Source organism: Pseudomonas chlororaphis (genome assembly GCA_001023535.1).
Lineage (GTDB): Bacteria > Pseudomonadota > Gammaproteobacteria > Pseudomonadales > Pseudomonadaceae > Aquipseudomonas > Aquipseudomonas chlororaphis_E.
The window spans coordinates 3,870,164-3,888,006 of sequence record CP011020.1 but is presented as its reverse complement, the minus strand read 5'-3'; the positions used below and the strand labels follow the sequence as shown (position 1 = coordinate 3,888,006).

Annotated in this window: 13 protein-coding genes; 8 read left to right on the top strand and 5 right to left on the bottom strand. The window is 62.0% G+C overall.

The window, feature by feature from the left end; genetic code table 11:
• Positions 1 to 116 precede the first annotated feature (116 nt).
• From fadB to VM99_17170, 6 genes are all read left to right on the top strand, one after another.
• Positions 117 to 2,264 carry a multifunctional fatty acid oxidation complex subunit alpha gene (gene fadB / locus VM99_17195; GenBank protein ID AKJ99720.1) on the top strand — a complete coding sequence of 716 codons (2,148 nt, stop codon included), beginning with the start codon at positions 117 to 119 and terminating at the stop codon, positions 2,262 to 2,264.
• Positions 2,265 to 2,294: 30 nt separating this feature from the next.
• A complete protein-coding gene (fadA, locus tag VM99_17190; GenBank protein AKJ99719.1) occupies positions 2,295 to 3,470 on the top strand; it encodes a 3-ketoacyl-CoA thiolase in 1,176 nt (391 codons plus the stop codon).
• A 109-nt stretch (positions 3,471 to 3,579) separates the two neighbouring features.
• Positions 3,580 to 3,816 carry a TonB box-like protein gene (locus VM99_17185; protein AKJ99718.1) on the top strand — a complete coding sequence of 79 codons (237 nt, stop codon included), beginning with the start codon at positions 3,580 to 3,582 and terminating at the stop codon, positions 3,814 to 3,816.
• Between the two features lie 115 nt (positions 3,817 to 3,931).
• Entirely contained in the window at positions 3,932 to 6,544 is a 2,613-nt protein-coding gene (locus tag VM99_17180; protein ID AKJ99717.1) for a DNA topoisomerase I, read from the top strand.
• Between the two features lie 179 nt (positions 6,545 to 6,723).
• On the top strand, positions 6,724 to 7,248 hold the full coding sequence (locus tag VM99_17175) for a PasA protein (protein AKJ99716.1): 525 nt from the start codon (positions 6,724 to 6,726) through the stop codon (positions 7,246 to 7,248).
• Positions 7,249 to 7,354: 106 nt separating this feature from the next.
• Positions 7,355 to 7,588: a hypothetical protein gene (locus VM99_17170; GenBank protein AKK01784.1), complete on the top strand. Its 234-nt coding sequence runs from the start codon at positions 7,355 to 7,357 to the stop codon at positions 7,586 to 7,588.
• Between the two features lie 71 nt (positions 7,589 to 7,659).
• Here the strand turns inward: VM99_17170 and VM99_17165 are convergent, their stop codons facing one another.
• Both VM99_17165 and VM99_17160 read right to left on the bottom strand, forming a co-directional pair.
• Entirely contained in the window at positions 7,660 to 8,133 is a 474-nt protein-coding gene (locus tag VM99_17165; GenBank protein AKJ99715.1) for a CDP-glycerol--UDP-pyrophosphoryl-N-acetylglucosaminyl-N-acetylmannosamine glycerophosphotransferase, read from the bottom strand.
• A 10-nt stretch (positions 8,134 to 8,143) separates the two neighbouring features.
• Entirely contained in the window at positions 8,144 to 8,752 is a 609-nt protein-coding gene (locus VM99_17160) for a LexA family transcriptional regulator (protein ID AKJ99714.1), read from the bottom strand.
• Positions 8,753 to 8,981: 229 nt separating this feature from the next.
• Here VM99_17160 and VM99_17155 point away from each other — a divergent pair, with 229 nt between their 5' ends.
• Together VM99_17155 and VM99_17150 are read left to right on the top strand one after the other, a co-directional pair.
• Positions 8,982 to 9,689, top strand: a complete 708-nt coding sequence (locus VM99_17155; GenBank protein ID AKJ99713.1) for a TetR family transcriptional regulator — start codon at positions 8,982 to 8,984, stop codon at positions 9,687 to 9,689.
• Positions 9,690 to 9,860: 171 nt separating this feature from the next.
• Positions 9,861 to 10,871 (top strand): beta-hexosaminidase, encoded by a 1,011-nt coding sequence (locus VM99_17150; GenBank protein AKJ99712.1) that lies wholly within the window; start codon positions 9,861 to 9,863, stop codon positions 10,869 to 10,871.
• A gap of 116 nt (positions 10,872 to 10,987) precedes the next feature.
• On the opposite strand, the gene VM99_17145 is transcribed toward VM99_17150, so the two are convergent.
• Genes VM99_17145 through VM99_17135 form a run of 3 tightly spaced genes read right to left on the bottom strand, consistent with a single transcriptional unit; the run spans position 10,988 to position 17,719 of the window.
• Positions 10,988 to 13,681 carry a helicase gene (locus VM99_17145; GenBank protein ID AKJ99711.1) on the bottom strand — a complete coding sequence of 898 codons (2,694 nt, stop codon included), beginning with the start codon at positions 13,679 to 13,681 and terminating at the stop codon, positions 10,988 to 10,990.
• Positions 13,682 to 13,692: 11 nt separating this feature from the next.
• Positions 13,693 to 14,259: a hypothetical protein gene (locus VM99_17140; GenBank protein ID AKJ99710.1), complete on the bottom strand. Its 567-nt coding sequence runs from the start codon at positions 14,257 to 14,259 to the stop codon at positions 13,693 to 13,695.
• 10 nt (positions 14,260 to 14,269) lie between these two features.
• Complete coding sequence (locus tag VM99_17135) at positions 14,270 to 17,719, bottom strand: transcription-repair coupling factor (protein ID AKJ99709.1); 3,450 nt, start codon at positions 17,717 to 17,719, stop codon at positions 14,270 to 14,272.
• Positions 17,720 to 17,843: the final 124 nt, after the last annotated feature.

Sequence of the window (17,843 nt, the reverse complement as noted above, 5' to 3'; positions counted from 1 at the left end):
TCGCGTTGACGGGTGTGCCTGGCGGATTGGCGTAGCATCGACGGTAACGTCAATGCCCAACCAGCGGTCAGCGTTCAACGTGTACTGTTCAGCTTCCATATCGTGGAGATCAGTTGATGATTTACGAAGGTAAAGCCATCACGGTTAAGGCTCTTGAAAGTGGCATCGTCGAACTGAAGTTCGATCTCAAGGGTGAGTCCGTCAACAAGTTCAACCGTCTTACCCTGAATGAACTGCGTCAGGCCGTGGACACTATCAAGGCAGATGCTTCGATCAAGGGTGTGATCGTCAGCAGCGGCAAGGACGTGTTCATCGTCGGCGCCGACATCACCGAATTCGTCGACAACTTCAAGCTGCCCGATGCCGAGCTGATCGCTGGCAACCTCGAAGCCAACCGCATTTTCAGCGATTTCGAAGACCTCAACGTACCGACCGTCGTGGCCATCAACGGCATCGCCCTGGGTGGCGGCCTCGAAATGTGCCTGGCGGCGGACTACCGCGTCATGTCCACCACCGCCAAGATCGGCCTGCCGGAAGTCAAGCTGGGCATCTACCCAGGCTTCGGCGGGACCGTGCGCCTGCCGCGCCTGATCGGTGCCGACAACGCCATCGAGTGGATTGCCGCCGGCAAGGAAAACCGTGCCGAAGACGCGCTGAAAGTCGGCGCCGTGGACGCCGTGGTTGAACCTGGCAAGCTCCAGGCTGCGGCCCTTGAGACGATCAAGCGCTCCATCAGCGGCGAGTTCGACTACAAGGCCAAGCGCCAGCCGAAGCTGGAAAAACTCAAGCTCAACGCCATCGAGCAGATGATGGCCTTCGAAACCGCCAAGGGCTTCGTTGCCGGCCAGGCTGGCCCGAACTACCCAGCCCCGGTCGAAGCGATCAAGACCATCCAGAAAGCCGCGAACTTCGGTCGCGACAAGGCCCTGGAAGTCGAAGCCGCCGGCTTCGTCAAACTGGCCAAGACCTCGGCTGCACAGAGCCTGATCGGCCTGTTCCTCAATGATCAGGAACTGAAGAAAAAGGCCAAGGCCTACGACGAGATCGCCCGTGACGTGAAGCAGGCAGCCGTACTCGGTGCCGGCATCATGGGTGGTGGTATCGCCTACCAGTCGGCGTCCAAGGGCACGCCGATCCTGATGAAGGACATCAACGAGCACGGGATCGAGCAGGGCCTGGCCGAAGCCGCCAAGCTGCTGGTGGGTCGCGTCGATAAAGGTCGCATGACCGCTGCGAAGATGGCCGAAGTGCTCAACGGCATTCGTCCGACCCTGTCCTACGGCGATTTCGGCCATGTCGACCTGGTGGTCGAGGCGGTCGTGGAAAACCCGAAGGTCAAGCAGGCGGTACTGGCTGAAGTCGAAGACAAGGTCAAAGAGGACACCATCCTCGCGTCGAACACCTCGACCATCTCCATTTCGCTGCTGGCCAAGGCCCTCAAGCGCCCGGAAAACTTCGTCGGCATGCACTTCTTCAACCCGGTGCACATGATGCCGCTGGTGGAAGTGATCCGTGGCGAGAAGTCCAGCGAGCAGGCGATTGCCACCACCGTGGCCTACGCCAAGAAAATGGGCAAGAACCCGATCGTCGTCAACGATTGCCCGGGCTTCCTGGTCAACCGCGTGCTGTTCCCGTACTTTGGCGGTTTCGCCAAGCTGGTCAGCGCGGGCGTGGACTTCGTGCGCATCGACAAGATCATGGAAAAATTCGGCTGGCCGATGGGCCCGGCGTACCTGATGGATGTGGTCGGCATCGACACTGGCCACCACGGTCGCGACGTCATGGCCGAAGGCTTCCCGGACCGCATGAAAGACGACCGTCGTTCGGCTGTCGACGTGCTTTATGAAGCCAAGCGCCTGGGCCAGAAGAACGGCAAGGGCTTCTATGCCTACGAGACCGACAAGCGCGGCAAGCAGAAGAAAGTCGCCGATCCGTCGGTGCTGGAAGTGCTCAAGCCGATCGTCTACGAGCAGCGCGAGGTCACTGACGAGGACATCATCAACTGGATGATGATCCCGCTGTGCCTGGAAACCGTGCGTTGCCTGGAAGACGGCATCGTCGAAACGGCTGCCGAAGCCGACATGGGCCTGGTCTACGGTATCGGCTTCCCTCCATTCCGTGGCGGTGCGCTGCGCTACATCGATTCGATCGGTGTGGCCGAGTTCGTTGCCCTGGCTGACCAGTACGCTGATCTGGGCGCGCTGTACCACCCGACCGCGAAGCTGCGTGAAATGGCCAAGAACGGCCAGAGCTTCTTCGGTTAAGCGCCCAACGACTAGAGCGAGAGAACATTTATGAGCTTGAATCCTAGAGACGTCGTGATTGTCGACTTCGGTCGTACGCCGATGGGCCGCTCCAAGGGCGGCATGCACCGCAACACCCGCGCCGAAGACATGTCGGCGCACCTGATCAGCAAACTGCTGGAACGCAACGTCAAGGTCGACCCCAATGAAGTCGAGGACGTGATCTGGGGCTGCGTGAACCAGACCCTGGAGCAGGGCTGGAACATCGCCCGCATGGCGTCGCTGATGACCCAGATTCCTCACACGGCAGCCGGCCAGACGGTCAGCCGCCTGTGCGGTTCGTCCATGAGCGCGCTGCACACCGCCGCCCAGGCGATCATGACCGGCAACGGCGACGTGTTCGTCGTCGGCGGTGTCGAGCACATGGGCCACGTGAGCATGATGCACGGCGTCGATCCGAACCCGCACATGTCGCTGTACGCGGCGAAAGCCTCGGGCATGATGGGCCTGACCGCGGAAATGCTCGGCAAGATGCACGGCATTACCCGTGAGCAGCAGGACGCCTTCGGCGTGCGCTCCCACCAGCTCGCCCACAAGGCGACCGTGGAAGGCAAGTTCAAGGACGAAATCATCCCGATGCAGGGCTATGACGAGAACGGCTTCCTGAAGCTGTTCGACTACGACGAAACCATTCGTCCGGAAACCACCCTGGAAAGCCTGGCGACCCTCAAGCCGGCGTTCAACCCGAAGGGTGGCACCGTGACTGCCGGTACGTCGTCGCAGATCACCGACGGTGCCTCGTGCATGATCGTGATGTCGGCCCAGCGTGCCCAAGACCTGGGCATCCAGCCGATGGCGGTAATTCGCTCCATGGCCGTGGCGGGTGTGGATCCGGCGATCATGGGTTATGGTCCGGTACCGGCCACGCAGAAAGCCTTGAAGCGTGCCGGCCTGAGCATCTCCGATATCGACTTCTTCGAGCTCAACGAAGCGTTCGCCGCACAGGCCCTGCCGGTGCTGAAAGATCTGAAAGTGCTCGACAAGATGAACGAGAAGGTTAACCTGCACGGCGGCGCGATCGCCCTGGGCCACCCATTCGGTTGCTCCGGTGCGCGTATCTCCGGCACGTTGCTCAACGTGATGAAACAGAACGGCGGCACGTTTGGCGTGTCCACCATGTGCATTGGTCTCGGCCAGGGCATCGCCACTGTCTTCGAACGCGTCTAAGCGTTGCGTCGATGGAAGCCGGGGCCAAGTGCCCCGGTTTTTGTTTTTCCGGGTTTAGTAGAAAGAAATTTTGTTTTTATTTTGAAAAGAATTCAGTGAGGGCCAAAGCATGCCGATACAACCTGGGCTCTACCAACATTACAAGGGTCCGCAGTACCGCGTATTCAGTATTGCGCGGCATTCCGAGACCGAGGAAGAAGTGGTCTTCTATCAAGCCCTGTATGGCGATTACGGCTTCTGGGTGCGTCCCTTGAGCATGTTCCAGGAGTCCGTCGAGGTTGACGGCGAACAGGTGCCACGCTTTGCTTTGGTGCAGGCCGAGGAAAGCATTTTTCCCAAGCGTTGAGGCCAACCTGCGGGCAACCCTGCGCTTGACCTCACCTTGCAGCCACTATATATAGCGGTGCCGCGTCAGGCGCCAACCGCCTTTCACTTTTTAGCATTCAGGAATTTTCTGATCCATGGGCAAATCGCTGGTCATTGTGGAATCCCCGGCTAAGGCCAAGACCATCAACAAGTATCTGGGCAACCAATACGTGGTGAAGTCGAGTATCGGCCATATCCGAGACCTGCCCACCAGCGGTTCGGCTAGCGCCAGCAAGGAGCCAGCCGCCAAGCGCGGCAAGGCGGCTGCCGGTGAAGCGCCGGCGCTGTCGCCGAAAGACAAGGCGCGCAAGCAGCTGGTCTCGCGCATGGGGGTTGATCCGGAACACGGCTGGAAAGCCAAGTACGAGATCCTCCCAGGCAAGGAAAAGGTCATCGAAGAACTGCGTCGGCTCGCCAAAGACGCCGACACCATCTATCTCGCGACGGACTTGGACCGCGAAGGGGAAGCCATTGCCTGGCACCTGCGCGAAGCCATCGGTGGGGATGACAGCCGCTACAAGCGCGTGGTGTTCAACGAAATCACCAAGAAGGCGATCCAGGAAGCCTTCTCCCAGCCGGGCGAGCTGGATATCCACCGGGTCAACGCCCAGCAGGCACGGCGCTTTCTCGATCGTGTAGTGGGCTACATGGTCTCGCCGCTGCTGTGGGCCAAGATCGCCCGCGGCCTGTCGGCCGGACGCGTACAGTCCGTGGCGGTCAAGCTGGTGGTGGAGCGCGAGCGGGAAATCCGTGCGTTCATCCCCGAGGAATACTGGGAAGTCCACGCCGACCTCGGCACCGCCAAGGGCGCTACCGTGCGCTTCGAAGTGGCCCGCGAGAAGGGCGAGGCCTTCAAGCCGCTCAATGAAGCCCAGGCCATGGCCGCGCTGGAGAAGCTCAAGGCATCCAGCTACAGCATCGTCAAGCGCGAGGACAAGCCGACCAGCAGCAAGCCGTCGGCGCCGTTCATTACCTCCACGCTGCAACAGGCCGCGAGCAACCGCCTGGGCTTTGGCGTGAAGAAAACCATGATGATGGCCCAGCGTCTGTACGAAGCCGGCTACATCACCTATATGCGTACCGACTCGACCAACCTCTCGGCCGATGCCGTGGCGATGGCGCGCACTTATATAGAAAGCGAGTTCGGCAAGAAATACCTGCCGGACACGCCCAACGTCTACAGCAGCAAGGAAGGCGCACAAGAGGCTCACGAAGCGATTCGTCCGTCCGACGCCAATACCGAGCCAAGCAAGCTGTCTGGCATGGAGCGCGATGCCGAGCGTCTCTACGAGCTGATCTGGCGCCAGTTCCTGGCCTGCCAGATGCTGCCGGCGCAATACCTGTCGACGACGGTCAGCGTGGGTGCTGGCGATTTCGAGCTGCGCGCCAAGGGCCGCATCCTCAAGTTCGACGGCTACACCCGCGTCATGCCGCAAATCACCAAGCCTGGGGATGACGACGTCCTGCCGGACATGGCCCAGGGCGACGTGATGAAGCTGATCAAGCTTGATCCGACCCAGCATTTCACCAAGCCGCCGGCTCGCTATTCGGAAGCCAGCCTGGTCAAGGAAATGGAAAAACGTGGTATCGGTCGTCCTTCGACCTATGCGGCGATCATTTCCACCATCCAGGATCGTGGCTATGTGGCGCTGCACAACCGTCGGTTCTATTCGGAAAAGATGGGTGACATTGTTACCGAGCGCCTGTCCGAGAGCTTCTCGAACCTGATGGACTACGGCTTCACCGCTGGCATGGAAGAGAACCTCGACGACGTGGCCCAGGGCGAGCGCGACTGGAAGAACGTGCTCGACGAGTTCTACGGCGACTTCAAGAAAAAACTCGAAGTGGCCGAAAGCCCGGAAAGTGGCATGCGGGCGAACCAGCCGGTCATGACCGACATTCCATGCCTGACCTGCGGTCGTCCGATGCAGATCCGCACAGCGTCCACCGGCGTGTTCCTCGGTTGCTCGGGCTACAGCCTGCCACCCAAGGAGCGCTGCAAGGCGACCGTCAACCTGGTGCCTGGCGATGAAATCGCTGCGGACGACGAGGGTGAGTCCGAATCCCTGGTGTTGCGTGGCAAGCATCGCTGCCCGATCTGCAGCACGGCGATGGACGCCTACCTGCTGGATGAAAAGCGCAAGTTGCACATCTGCGGCAACAACCCGGACTGTGCCGGCTACGAGATCGAAGAGGGCTCCTATCGCATCAAGGGCTACGAAGGCCCTAGCTTGGAATGCGACAAGTGCGGCAGCGAGATGCAGCTCAAGACCGGTCGTTTCGGCAAGTTCTTCGGTTGCACCAACCCAACCTGCAAGAACACCCGCAAACTGCTCAAGAGCGGCGATGCGGCGCCACCGAAGATGGACCCGGTGAAGATGCCCGAACTCCAGTGCGAGAAGGTCAACGACACCTACATCCTGCGTGATGGTGCTTCCGGTCTGTTCCTGGCGGCCAGCCAGTTCCCGAAAAACCGCGAGACCCGTGCGCCACTGGTGATGGAGATCGTGCCGCACAAGGACGAGATCGATCCGAAGTACCATTTCCTCTGCGAAGCCCCGCAGAAGGACCCGGAGGGTCGTCCGGCGGTCATCCGCTACAGCCGCAAGACCAAGGAGCAGTACGTGCAGACCGAGGTCGATGGCAAGCCAACCGGCTGGAAGGCGTTCTACGACGGTGGCAAGTGGACCGTTGAAGACAAGCGCTGACCGATAGGGCGGCTGCTTGTCGGGTGAGAACCCCCTCGTAAGCCCCAGTGAACAGGAAGGCCGCATGACAACCCCGGGGTTTTCATGCGGCCTTCCTGTTTTTGGCTTGCGGGCCTTCGGTCGATCCACGACACTGTCGCCCTTGCGTGACGCTTTTATTTTGTTGGAGAGGTGCCGCCATGGCCCACGAACTCTATACCCGCACCAATCAAAAGATTTATTTCGCCGGCCTGTCGCTCGAAGCGCTCGCCAGGGCCGAGGATGGGCGTGCGATGAATTCCCCGGCGCTGCTGCAGGCGGGGCGTGAGTCCGTGCTGTTCCACCTTTACGGTGCTCTATTGGGGTTGTGCCATGAAATTGCGGGGTTCTATCGCCTGCCGCAAGCGAATGCGTCCCGGGCCGAACAACTGCTGACCCGCGAAGTGCTGGAAACCCTCGCCATCCCGGAATTGGCCGAAATGGTCGAGCTGGCCCACAACCCGGAAACCTGGCTGGCTAAACTGTTGGCTGCCCATGCGGCGCTCTTCCAGCCGCCACGGGCCCCTCGCAAGCCCAAGGGGGACGTGACCCAGCCGTTGATCGTGGCGGTCAACCTGGACGAAGAAGAGCCTGAGCAGGTGTTGAGCCGGGAGGAGCTGGAAAGCTGGCGGCAGAACCTCAAGAGCCTGGCACTACGCTTTCGCGAAGGGCTGAATGAGTGCTGAGTTACGGCTCGGCCCAAGACATTCGCTGACAACGCTTGGTCAAGATCCCGAGCGAAGCGGTTCCGATGACTATATAATCCTCGCCTTTCGTGGAGAACAGACTTTTATGCCTACGTCCTTTCTAGAAATTGTCGAACTTCCTGATGGCCGCATCGAGCTGCGCAGGGCCGAGGATGAGGGTTCCCTGGTGACGCTGAACTTCTCCGAAGACGCCAAGGCATTCCTTCAGGGCCAGCACGTCGAGGTCGCCAAGGCGATGCTGAGCGTGGGTGTCCAGATGGCGGGGCGCCTGGTTGAAGGCGACCTCAACAAGGAAGAGGGCCCTCGGGTTCTTCATTGATCCCGTCCGTCGGCTTTTTAGAAGCACTGTACTGACCGGCTTCTCTGTTCTGGAGAAGCCCTGCGCTTGCCTTAGCCCAATCGAATATTCAAGCTTTGTGCGTCCCCGGTGCGAGCGGCGCTGATCAATTGTTGCCGCGCGGTCGCGGTCAACGGATTGATCCAGCTGACGACGGTATGGCTACGGCCCAGGCGCAACGCTTCGCAGGTCAATTGTTGCGCGCTTTGGGTCCCGCGTGGTTGAAGCAGCAGGATCCGTTCGCGATTCAGGCCGGCATCGCGCAACCAGGCTTGGGTGACGCTGGCCGGTGGGGCGATCAGCGTCAACCAGCGAGCATCCTGGTCCTGGCTCAACTCTCGCAGGATCGGCGCGAGCAGGTTCAGGCAATTCCCGGCTGCACCCCGTAACGACAGTTCGCTGAAAGCCTCGGGTTCGACGCCCCAGGGCGATTCGATGACCTCTTTCAGGACTGGAACCAGCGGTTGGGCCATGAATGCCTCGAACAGCGGCAGTTGTGTGTGTTGTGGGGTGTGAGGGAATTGCATAAAGCCTCCTTTAGCGGCGGATCACGCCGACGCTCAAGCCTTCGATGACCAGGTCCTGATCTTTCAGGTTTACTTCGATAGGCGCGAACTCGGGGTTCTCGGCAATCAACCAGACCTTGCTGCCGTCGCGCTTGAAGCGCTTGACGGTCACCTCGTCGCCGATGCGCGCCACCACGATCTGGCCATTACGGGCTTCGCGAGTGGTATGAACGGCCAGCAGGTCGCCGTCGAAGATGCCGATGTCCTTCATGCTCATGCCGTGTACCCGAAGCAGGTAATCAGCTCGCGGGTGGAAGAACGAAGGATTGATGTTGCAGGATTCCTCGACGTGTTGCTCGGCGAGGATGGGAGCACCGGCGGCCACGCGACCAATGATCGGCAGGGTAGTGTCGTCGGCCTTGGCTTCGAAGCCCGGGATACGAATGCCGCGGGAGGCCCCCGGGGTCATTTCGATTGCACCCTTGCGGGCCAGCGCCTTGAGGTGTTCTTCAGCCGCATTGGGCGACTTGAACCCCAGTTCCTGGGCGATTTCCGCACGGGTCGGCGGGTAGCCGTTGTCTTCGAGGCAACGTTTGATGAAGGCCAGAATCTCTGCTTGGCGTGGCGTCAGCTTTAGCATATTGATCGCTCTGTCTTTTTATACAGTGGCTGGGATTATATACAGTGGGCGACGCTTGGCAATCCTCCTTTTTTCACCAGGCGCTGGACGGTCGCCCGCGCCATGGCTACAGCCCGTTCAAAGGTGTGGTTAAATAGCTGACCGGGCGTTCGCAAAACGCCCCGGCAGACTTGACAACCCACAGGCTGAAACGTATGTTTCAAACAAGTGTTTGTCAGGCGGAGTAGTCATGGCCCAGTCGGAAACCGTTGAACGCATCCTCGATGCTGCCGAGCAGTTGTTCGCGGAAAAAGGTTTCGCCGAAACCTCGTTGCGCCTGATCACCAGCAAGGCCGGGGTCAACCTGGCGGCGGTGAACTATCACTTCGGTTCGAAAAAGGCCTTGATCCAGGCCGTGTTCTCGCGCTTCCTCGGGCCGTTCTGCCTGAGCCTCGACCGCGAGCTGGAGCGTCGCCAGGCCAAGCCCGAGGTCAAGCCGACCCTGGAAGAGCTGTTGGAAATCCTGGTCGAGCAAGCCCTTGTCGTGCAACCTCGCAGCGGCAACGACCTGTCCATCTTCATGCGCCTGTTGGGCCTGGCGTTCAGCCAGAGCCAGGGGCACTTGCGGCGTTACCTGGAAGACATGTACGGCAAGGTGTTCCGCCGTTACATGTTGCTGGTCAATGAGGCGGCGCCGCGTATCCCGCCGATCGAGTTGTTCTGGCGCGTGCACTTCATGCTCGGCGCCGCCGCGTTCAGCATGTCCGGTATCAAGGCGCTGCGAGCCATCGCGGAAACCGATTTCGGCGTGAACACCTCGATTGAGCAGGTGATGCGGCTGATGGTGCCGTTTTTGGCTGCCGGCATGCGCGCCGAAACCGGCGTGACCGATGAAGCCATGGCGGCCGCGCAATTGCGCCCGCGCAGCAAATCCGCCCCGGCGCTCGCCAAGGCGTAAGGGCATGGGTGGGCGCAGCGGCCTACATCCGCTAAGCTAGCCGCCCATGCCGACTCTCGTTTCGAATCCGTCCTATCTTCCATTGCGTCACCGCGACCTGCCGGGCCTGGCTCCTGGCAGTGTTGTTGCGTGTGTGTTGCCGCGCGGGTTCATCTTTATCAAGGAAATCCTATGACTGCTGGCCTGCAAGGCTCGTTGATGGTGGACGTCGCCGGTACCTGGCTGACGGCCGAAGATCGCCACTTGTTGCGTCAGCCCGAAGTGGGTGGCCTGATCATTTTTGCCCGCAACATCGAGCACCCGCGTCAGGTGCGGGAGTTGAGCGCGTCGATCCGTGCCATCCGGCCCGACCTCCTGCTGGCGGTGGATCAGGAAGGCGGCCGCGTCCAGCGCCTGCGCCAGGGCTTCGTACGCTTGCCGGCGATGCGGGCCATCGCCGATAACCCGAATGCCGAATACCTGGCCGAGCAGTGCGGCTGGATCATGGCGACCGAGGTGCTGGCGGTTGGCCTGGACCTGAGCTTCGCGCCGGTGCTGGACCTCGATTACCAGCGCAGCGCGGTCGTCGGCAGTCGCGCCTTCGAAGGTGATCCCGAGCGCGCAGCCCTATTGGCCGGGGCCTTCATCCGTGGCATGAGCGCCGCCGGAATGGCCGCCACCGGCAAGCATTTCCCCGGGCACGGTTGGGCCGAGGCGGATTCCCATGTGGCGATCCCCAACGACGAACGTAGCCTGGAACAGATCCGCGCCAACGATCTGGTACCCTTTGCCAGGCTCAGCCAGCAACTGGCGGCGGTCATGCCGGCCCATGTGATCTATCCTCAGGTCGATCCCAACCCGGCCGGATTTTCCCGGCGCTGGCTGCAGGATATCCTACGCGGCGAGCTGGGTTTTGACGGGGTGATTTTCAGCGATGACCTGTCGATGGCCGGCGCCCATGTGGTGGGCGATGCCGCCAGTCGTATCGAAGCCGCCTTGACGGCCGGTTGCGACATGGGCCTGGTGTGCAACGATCGCGCGGCCGCCGAGCTGGCCTTGAGTGCCGCCCAGCGCTTGAAGGTCACGCCCTCGGCGCGGATCGCCCGGATGCGCGGCCGCGCCTTTGCCTCCACCGAGTACCGCCAGGACCCTCGCTGGCTGACCGCGGTCGGGGCGTTGAAAGCGGCGCAATTGATCGATTGAGGGGCGCTGGGCTGGGGCAGGTTGCCCGCAAGGATTGAGGTCAGTCAGTACCGTGGCGACTGACCTCCCGTATTCGCGAGCAGGCGCCATCAAGGTCAACGCAACACTGCGCCGCCTCAGCGCTTTTCCAGCTTGTCCGGCAACGGCGCAAACAACGCTTCGATATCGTCGCTCTGCAACTTCCAGTCGCCGGCCACGCGTCCATCCAGGACGCCGGCGGCGAGGTCGGATTTTTCCTTTTGCAGCAGTTGAATCTTTTCTTCTACCGTGCCCCGGGCAATCAATTTGTAGACGAACACCGGTTTTTCCTGGCCGATACGGTAAGCGCGGTCGGTCGCCTGGTTTTCGGTGGCCGGGTTCCACCATGGGTCGTAGTGAATCACCGTGTCGGCTTCGGTCAGGTTCAGGCCTACGCCGCCGGCCTTCAGGCTGATCAGGAAAATCTGACGCTTGCCGCTCTGGAATTCCTTGACGGGGGTGCGTCGGTCGCGGGTCTGGCCGGTCAGGATGGCGTAGTCGACGCCGCGTTTCTTCAGCTCATCTTCGATCAGCGCCAGCATCGAGGTGAACTGGGAAAACAGCAGCACCCGCCGGCCTTCTTCGAACAGTTCCTCCAGCATGCCCATCAGGCTGTCGAGCTTGCCCGAAGTGCTGCCTCGGGTGGGGAGGGCGGCATCGTTGATCAGGCGCAGATCGCAGCACACCTGGCGGAGCTTGAGCAACGCTTCGAGGATGATGATCTGACTGCGGGCGACGCCTTTGCGGGTGATTTCGTCGCGCACTTTCTTGTCCATGGCCAGGCGCATGGTTTCGTAGACGTCCCGCTGGGCGTCGCTGAGTTCCACCCAATGGATGATCTCGGTCTTGGGTGGCAACTCGGTCGCCACTTGCTCCTTGGTCCGGCGCAGCAGGAAAGGTTTTATCCGACCGTTGAGGTGCTGCAATCTGACGTCGCTGCCGCGCTTTTCAATGGGGGTACGGTAATCGCGGTTGAAGCTCTTGACGTCCCCGAGCCAGCCCGGCAACAGGAAGTGGAACAGCGACCAGAGTTCACCCAGGTGGTTTTCCAGCGGTGTGCCGGACAGGCACAGCCGTTGCCGCGCATTGAGCTCACGGGCGGCCTGGGCGGCCTTGCTGGTGGGATTCTTGATGTATTGGGCCTCATCGAGGATCAGCACATGCAGCGGCTGTGCAGCCAGGCGCTCGACGTCCTTGGGCAGCAGCGCATAGGTGGTGAGGACCAGGTCGTAGTCGGCCAGTCGCTCGAAGTGTTTCTTGCGCCCGGCGCCATACAGGGCCAGCACCTTGAGCTGCGGCGTGAAATGGGCCGCTTCGTCGAGCCAGTTGGGAATCAGGCTGGTGGGCATCACCACCATGCACGGCCGGTCTAGGCGCCCGGCATTTTTTTCGCTGAGAATGTGCGCCAGGGTCTGTAGGGTTTTGCCCAGGCCCATGTCATCCGCCAGGATGCCGCCGACCTCCAGCTGGCGCAGCGACTGCATCCAGCTCAGGCCTTCGAGCTGGTAGGGCCGCAGCGTCGCGTTCAGGCCTTCGGGCGCGGCGGCGGTGTAGTCCTTGATGTCGCGCAGGCGTTGGGCGAGGCCACGAATGTATTCGCCGCCTTCCCAACTCAGCGGCATGTCTTGCAGCGGGTTCAGGCGCAAGGCGTCCGCGCTGTTCAAGCGCAGCTTGGTGGTGCCGGGCTCTTGCAGGTAGAACTCGCCCAGGGTCGCCAGTACCGGTTTCAGCCGACCGTAGGGCAGGGCCACTTGTTGCGGGCCGAACTCGGCGTTCGGGCGAGAGGGCAGGTTGACCAGGATAAGCTCGTCGTCGCGGCGCCTGGCCAGGCGTTCCGGGTTGAACAGCTCGATGTGCGAGCGCATCAGGTTCAACAGGATTGGCAGCAGGCTCAGGCGTTCGCCGTTGACGATGATCCCCAGCTCGAGGTCGAACCAGTCCCGCTCCGGCGTTTCCTCCACCGTGGCATACCAGTCATCCACGGCGGTCAGGTCGAAGCCGAATTCCTCGTCGATCTGCAACTCCCAGCCTTGCTCACGAAGCTTGGGCAGGTCATTGAGGGTGAAGGTCAACCAGGCGCTGTCGTTGACCATCTCATACAGCTCGCCGGCGCTTTCCGGCAACGCCTTGCTCTGTCGGGTCGCGACCTTGAATCCGAGGATTCGCAGTTGTTCGCGGTAGGACTGTTCCACATCGGTATGGCGCTTTATCCGCAGCGTCTGGGTTTCCTGGCGCAGCAGCACGTCGCTGTTGCGTTGGCCGCTGACATACTCGCCCAAGTAGCTGAAGGACAGCGCCGCACGGTGCTGGATGTAGCGTTGCATCTTACCGTTGCGCGGCTCGAAGGCGCTGAATTCGATGCTTGCCAGCCACAGGCGTGGCAGTGGTTGCACGTTGTCCACCAGCACCTGGGGCGGTGCCTTGGGGCTGCGGTTGTCCAGCACCGACTGGAGTTTTTCCAGCAACTGCGCGTCTTTTTCGGCAGCCGGGTAGGCCAGGGTTTCCTGCACTTGCAGAAGAACCGCCGCGCAATGCTTGCAGTTGATGCGCACCGGGCAGGAGCACGCGGCGTCAAGCAGGATCAGCGTGCCTTTGGCCGACTCCTTGAGGCGAATGGTCTGACGGTAGACGCTACTGCCAGAGCCTTCGCAACTGGCGGTGATGGTGCTGTCGCCGGCCTCGACGATCCTGACCCGGTTTTCCAGCGCATAGCGGCGCCCACGCTCCAGGCTCTGTTCCTTGAATCGATTGACCCAGGAAGGGGCCAGGGGTTTGCTCAGGGGCGAGGGCATAGGTGCGCCACTCAGTCCGGAATGACGTCAGGGGACTGGCGGGGTGCAGGCGCGGTCAGCGAGGTGAGCTTGATCAGCAGGCCAAGGTGGCCATTGTCGAGGAAGTTCAGCTGGCCATTCTTGGTGTGACTCTGCTGTTTCAGGCGTTCGCTGGCGGTGACCAGCCCATTGGCGTCGATCTGGTTGATCCAGAAGTCGGCGTCGACGTCGGTGAAGCGGCCCAGTTTCAGTTCCAGGGTGCCCTCGATGGGGAATTGCCCGAACTGTTCGGTCCCCTCGCTGATGGCAATCTTGCTGCCCTGTTCGCCGACGTTCTGCTGCCAGGCCTTGTGCATCAATACTGTGTATTGGCCGCTGGCGTTGAGTTTTTCCACGATGGCGCCCAGTGCCGGTGTGCGTTGGGCATCGGCGTCCAGGCGTCGCGCGCCGGCGTCCCAGTCTTCCGGCGCGGCGCGGCTGATGATTGCCGGCTCCGCGTTCTGCCGCACCAGGATCATTTCAACCTGATACAGGTCGTCGGCAAACGCCAGGGGAGCGACCAGGGTCATCAACAAGGTCAGTGAGCGAAACAGGCGCATGTGGCGTCCTTCAAGCAGTGGTCGGGGTTAGGCGCTCGAACAGCGCTTCTACGGTATTGAAACGCTCTTCCGGGCGTTCCATGGGCACCATGAACTTGAACATCGTGGCGCCTTCGAACTTGTAGCGCTTGGGCTGGCCCTGGATCAGCTTGATCAGCACCAGTGGGTCGACCGGTGTCTGGGCCTCGAACTCAATGCGCCCGCCATTGGGGCCTCCATCGACTTTCTTGATCCCCAGTTGCTCGGCCTTGAGCTTGAGCAGCGTGGTGCGGACCAGGTGCTTGGTCGGTTCCGGCAGCAGGCCGAAGCGGTCGATCATCTCCACTTGCAAGTCTTTGAGGCCTTCCTCGTCGCTGGCCGAGGCGATGCGTTTGTAGAGGATCAGCCGCGCGTGGACGTCCGGCAGGTAGTCTTCGGGGATCAGCGCCGGCACCCGCAGGTTGATTTCCGGCCCGCCGCCCAGCGGTTGGTCGAGGTTCGGCTGTTCGCCCTTGCGGATCGACTTGACCGCCCGTTCGAGCATTTCCATGTACAGGGTGAAGCCGACGGCCTGGATCTGGCCGCTCTGGCCGTCGCCCAGCAATTCGCCGGCGCCACGGATTTCCAGGTCGTTGGTGGCCAGCACGAACCCGGCCCCAAGGTCCTGGGTGTTGGCGATGGCCTCCAGGCGCTTTTCCGCGTCCGGAGTGATCTGCTGGCGCGGCGGTGTCAACAGGTAGGCGTAGGCCTGGTGGTGGCTACGCCCGACCCGGCCGCGCAGTTGGTGCAGTTGGGCCAGGCCGAACTTGTCGGCCCGCTCGATGATGATGGTGTTGGCGCTCGGCACGTCGATGCCGGTCTCGATGATGGTCGAGGCGATCAGCACGTTGAAGCGCTTGTGGTAGAAGTCGCTCATCACCTGTTCGAGTTCGCGTTCGCGCATCTGCCCGTGGCCGATGCCGATGCGGGCTTCCGGCACCAGTTCGGCCAGGTCGGCGGCGCATTTCTCGATGGTCTTCACGTCGTTGTGCAGGTAATAGACCTGGCCGCCACGCAGCAACTCGCGCAGCAGGGCTTCCTTGACCGTGCTCTTGTTCTGCTCCATGACGAACGTACGCACCGACAGGCGCCGGGCCGGTGGCGTGGCGATGATCGACAGGTCGCGCATGCCCGACACCGCCATATTGAGCGTGCGTGGGATCGGCGTGGCGGTCAGGGTGAGGATGTCGACTTCGCTGCGCAAAGCCTTGAGCTGTTCTTTCTGGCGCACGCCGAAGCGGTGTTCTTCGTCGATGATCACCAGCCCGAGGTTCTTGATCTTCACATCGTCCTGCAGCAGCTTGTGCGTGCCGATGACGATGTCGATCTTGCCTTCGGCCAGGTCCGCGACGGCGGCGTTCACTTCCTTGGCGGACTTGAAGCGGCTCATCACTTCCACGGTCACCGGCCAGTCGGCGAAACGGTCGCGGAAACTGTTGTAATGCTGTTGGGCGAGCAGGGTGGTGGGCACCAGGATCGCTACCTGCTTGCCGGCGTGCACAGCGATGAACGCGGCGCGCATGGCCACTTCGGTCTTGCCGAAGCCCACGTCGCCACACACCAGGCGGTCCATCGGCTTGGGTGCGAGCATGTCGGCGCGCACGGCTTCGATGGTGGTCTGCTGGTCGACGGTTTCCTCGAACGGGAAGCCGGCGCTGAAGGTTTCGTAGTCGGCCTTCGGGTCGGCGAATGCATACCCTTCGCGGGCGGCGCGGCGGGCGTAGATGTCGAGCAATTCGGCGGCCACGTCGCGCACCTGTTCGGCGGCTTTGCGCTTGGCTTTCTGCCAGGTTTCCGAGCCCAGGCGATGCAGGGGGGCGAGGGCATCGTCGCTGCCGGTGTAGCGCGCGATCAGGTGCAGGTTCGCCACGGGAACGTAGAGCTTGGCGCCTTCGGCGTATTCGAGGGTCAGAAATTCGGCGGCCTGGCCGTCGATTTCCAGCGTCGCCAGGCCCAGGTAGCGGCCCACGCCGTGGTCGATGTGCACCACCGGGGCGCCTTCGCGCAACTCGGTGAGGTTCTTGATGACGGCGTCGTTGGCGGCGTCGGCGCGTTTCTCGCGGCGCCGACGCTGCATGACACGTTGGCCGAACAGTGGGCTCTCGGCCACCAGGGCCAACGCCGGGTCGTCGAGTACCAGGCCTTCATCCAGCGGCGCGATGGTGATCGCCAGGCGATCCTTGCTGGTGATGAAGTCCGGCCAGCTTTCGACCGTCCTGGGCCGCAGCTTCAGGCGTTCGAGCAGATCCAGCAGCACTTCGCGGCGCCCCGCGGTTTCGGCGGTGAACAGCACGCGGCCAGGAAAACCGTCGAGAAAACCCGCCAGCGCCGCCAGCGGTTGCGAGGCCTTGGCTTCGATCGCCAGGTCGGGCAACGGCCTGGCCGGAAAGCGCTCACGACCAACGCCGGTTTCCACGTCCTGCTGGCTCGCCACCACGCGTGGCCAGTGTTTGAGGCGGGCGAAACAGTCTTCGACCGGCAGGAACAGTTCGGCCGGCGGCAATAGAGGCCGGGAAGGGTCGACGCGGCGCTCTTCGTAGCGGTTGCGCACGTCGTTCCAGAAGTTCTCCGCCGCCTGTTCGATACCGGGCAAGGAGAACACCTGGGTGTCCTGGGGCAGGTAGTCGAACAGGGTCGAGGTTTCTTCGAAGAACAGCGGCAGGTAGTACTCGATGCCGGCGGGAGTGATCCCACTGCTCAGGTCCTGGAAGATCGGGCAACGCCGGAAGTCCACGTCGAAGCGTTCGCGAAAGCGCGCCTTGAAGCGCGTCACGGCCTCTTTCTGCAGCGGGAACTCTTTGGCCGGCAACAGGCGGATCGACTGGACCTTGTCGATGGAACGCTGGTTTTCCGGGTCGAAGGTGCGCAGGGTCTCGATTTCGTCATCGAACAGGTCGATGCGATACGGCAGCTTGCTGCCCATCGGGAACAGGTCGATCAGCGCGCCGCGTACCGCGAACTCGCCGTGCTCGTACACCGTGTCGACGCAGCGATAGCCGCTGGCCTCCAGGCGGGTGCGCATCTGCTCGACGTCGAGCTTCTGGCCGATGTCCAGCACCAGGCTGCTGCCGAGCAGAAATTGGGTCGGTGCCAGGCGATGTAGGGCCGTGGTGATTGGCACTACCAAAACGCCATGACTGAGCTCCGGCAGCCGATAGAGGCTGGCGATTCGCTGGGAAATGATGTCCTGGTGGGGCGAAAAAAGATCGTAGGGCAGGGTTTCCCAGTCCGGGAAATGCAGCACGGGCAAGTCCGGCGCGAAGAACCCCAGCGCCTGCTCCAGCCGTTCGGCACTTTGGCTGTCGGCGGTCAGCAGCAGGGTAAAGCGCTTGGCAGCGCTGGCAGCCTCGGCGATGGCCAGGCTCAGGGCGGCACCGGGCAGGTTGCCCCAGTGCTGTTTACCTGCCGCGGCAGGGAGATGCGGAAGACGCAGAACGGGCACGGAAGATTGAGCTCCAGCGTTGCGACAAAGTCGACAAGTGTAGCGGGGGAAGGGGGCTGCTGTCAGTCGCAGACTGGCCTGGCAGGCAGGAAAACCATGGTGCGACAGGCGCGCATTGCTCCGC

What these genes read in the sequence shown, in the direction of transcription:
- VM99_17145 (AKJ99711.1), bottom strand. Translation starts at nt 13,681, where the DNA reads ATGCCCTCGCCCCTGAGCAAACCCCTGGCCCCTTCCTGGGTCAATCGA.
- VM99_17165 (AKJ99715.1), bottom strand. Translation starts at nt 8,133, where the DNA reads ATGCAATTCCCTCACACCCCACAACACACACAACTGCCGCTGTTCGAG.
- VM99_17155 (AKJ99713.1), top strand. Translation starts at nt 8,982, where the DNA reads ATGGCCCAGTCGGAAACCGTTGAACGCATCCTCGATGCTGCCGAGCAG.
- VM99_17160 (AKJ99714.1), bottom strand. Translation starts at nt 8,752, where the DNA reads ATGCTAAAGCTGACGCCACGCCAAGCAGAGATTCTGGCCTTCATCAAA.
- VM99_17140 (AKJ99710.1), bottom strand. Translation starts at nt 14,259, where the DNA reads ATGCGCCTGTTTCGCTCACTGACCTTGTTGATGACCCTGGTCGCTCCC.
- VM99_17150 (AKJ99712.1), top strand. Translation starts at nt 9,861, where the DNA reads ATGACTGCTGGCCTGCAAGGCTCGTTGATGGTGGACGTCGCCGGTACC.
- fadA (AKJ99719.1), top strand. Translation starts at nt 2,295, where the DNA reads ATGAGCTTGAATCCTAGAGACGTCGTGATTGTCGACTTCGGTCGTACG.
- VM99_17175 (AKJ99716.1), top strand. Translation starts at nt 6,724, where the DNA reads ATGGCCCACGAACTCTATACCCGCACCAATCAAAAGATTTATTTCGCC.
- VM99_17170 (AKK01784.1), top strand. Translation starts at nt 7,355, where the DNA reads ATGCCTACGTCCTTTCTAGAAATTGTCGAACTTCCTGATGGCCGCATC.
- VM99_17185 (AKJ99718.1), top strand. Translation starts at nt 3,580, where the DNA reads ATGCCGATACAACCTGGGCTCTACCAACATTACAAGGGTCCGCAGTAC.
- fadB (AKJ99720.1), top strand. Translation starts at nt 117, where the DNA reads ATGATTTACGAAGGTAAAGCCATCACGGTTAAGGCTCTTGAAAGTGGC.
- VM99_17180 (AKJ99717.1), top strand. Translation starts at nt 3,932, where the DNA reads ATGGGCAAATCGCTGGTCATTGTGGAATCCCCGGCTAAGGCCAAGACC.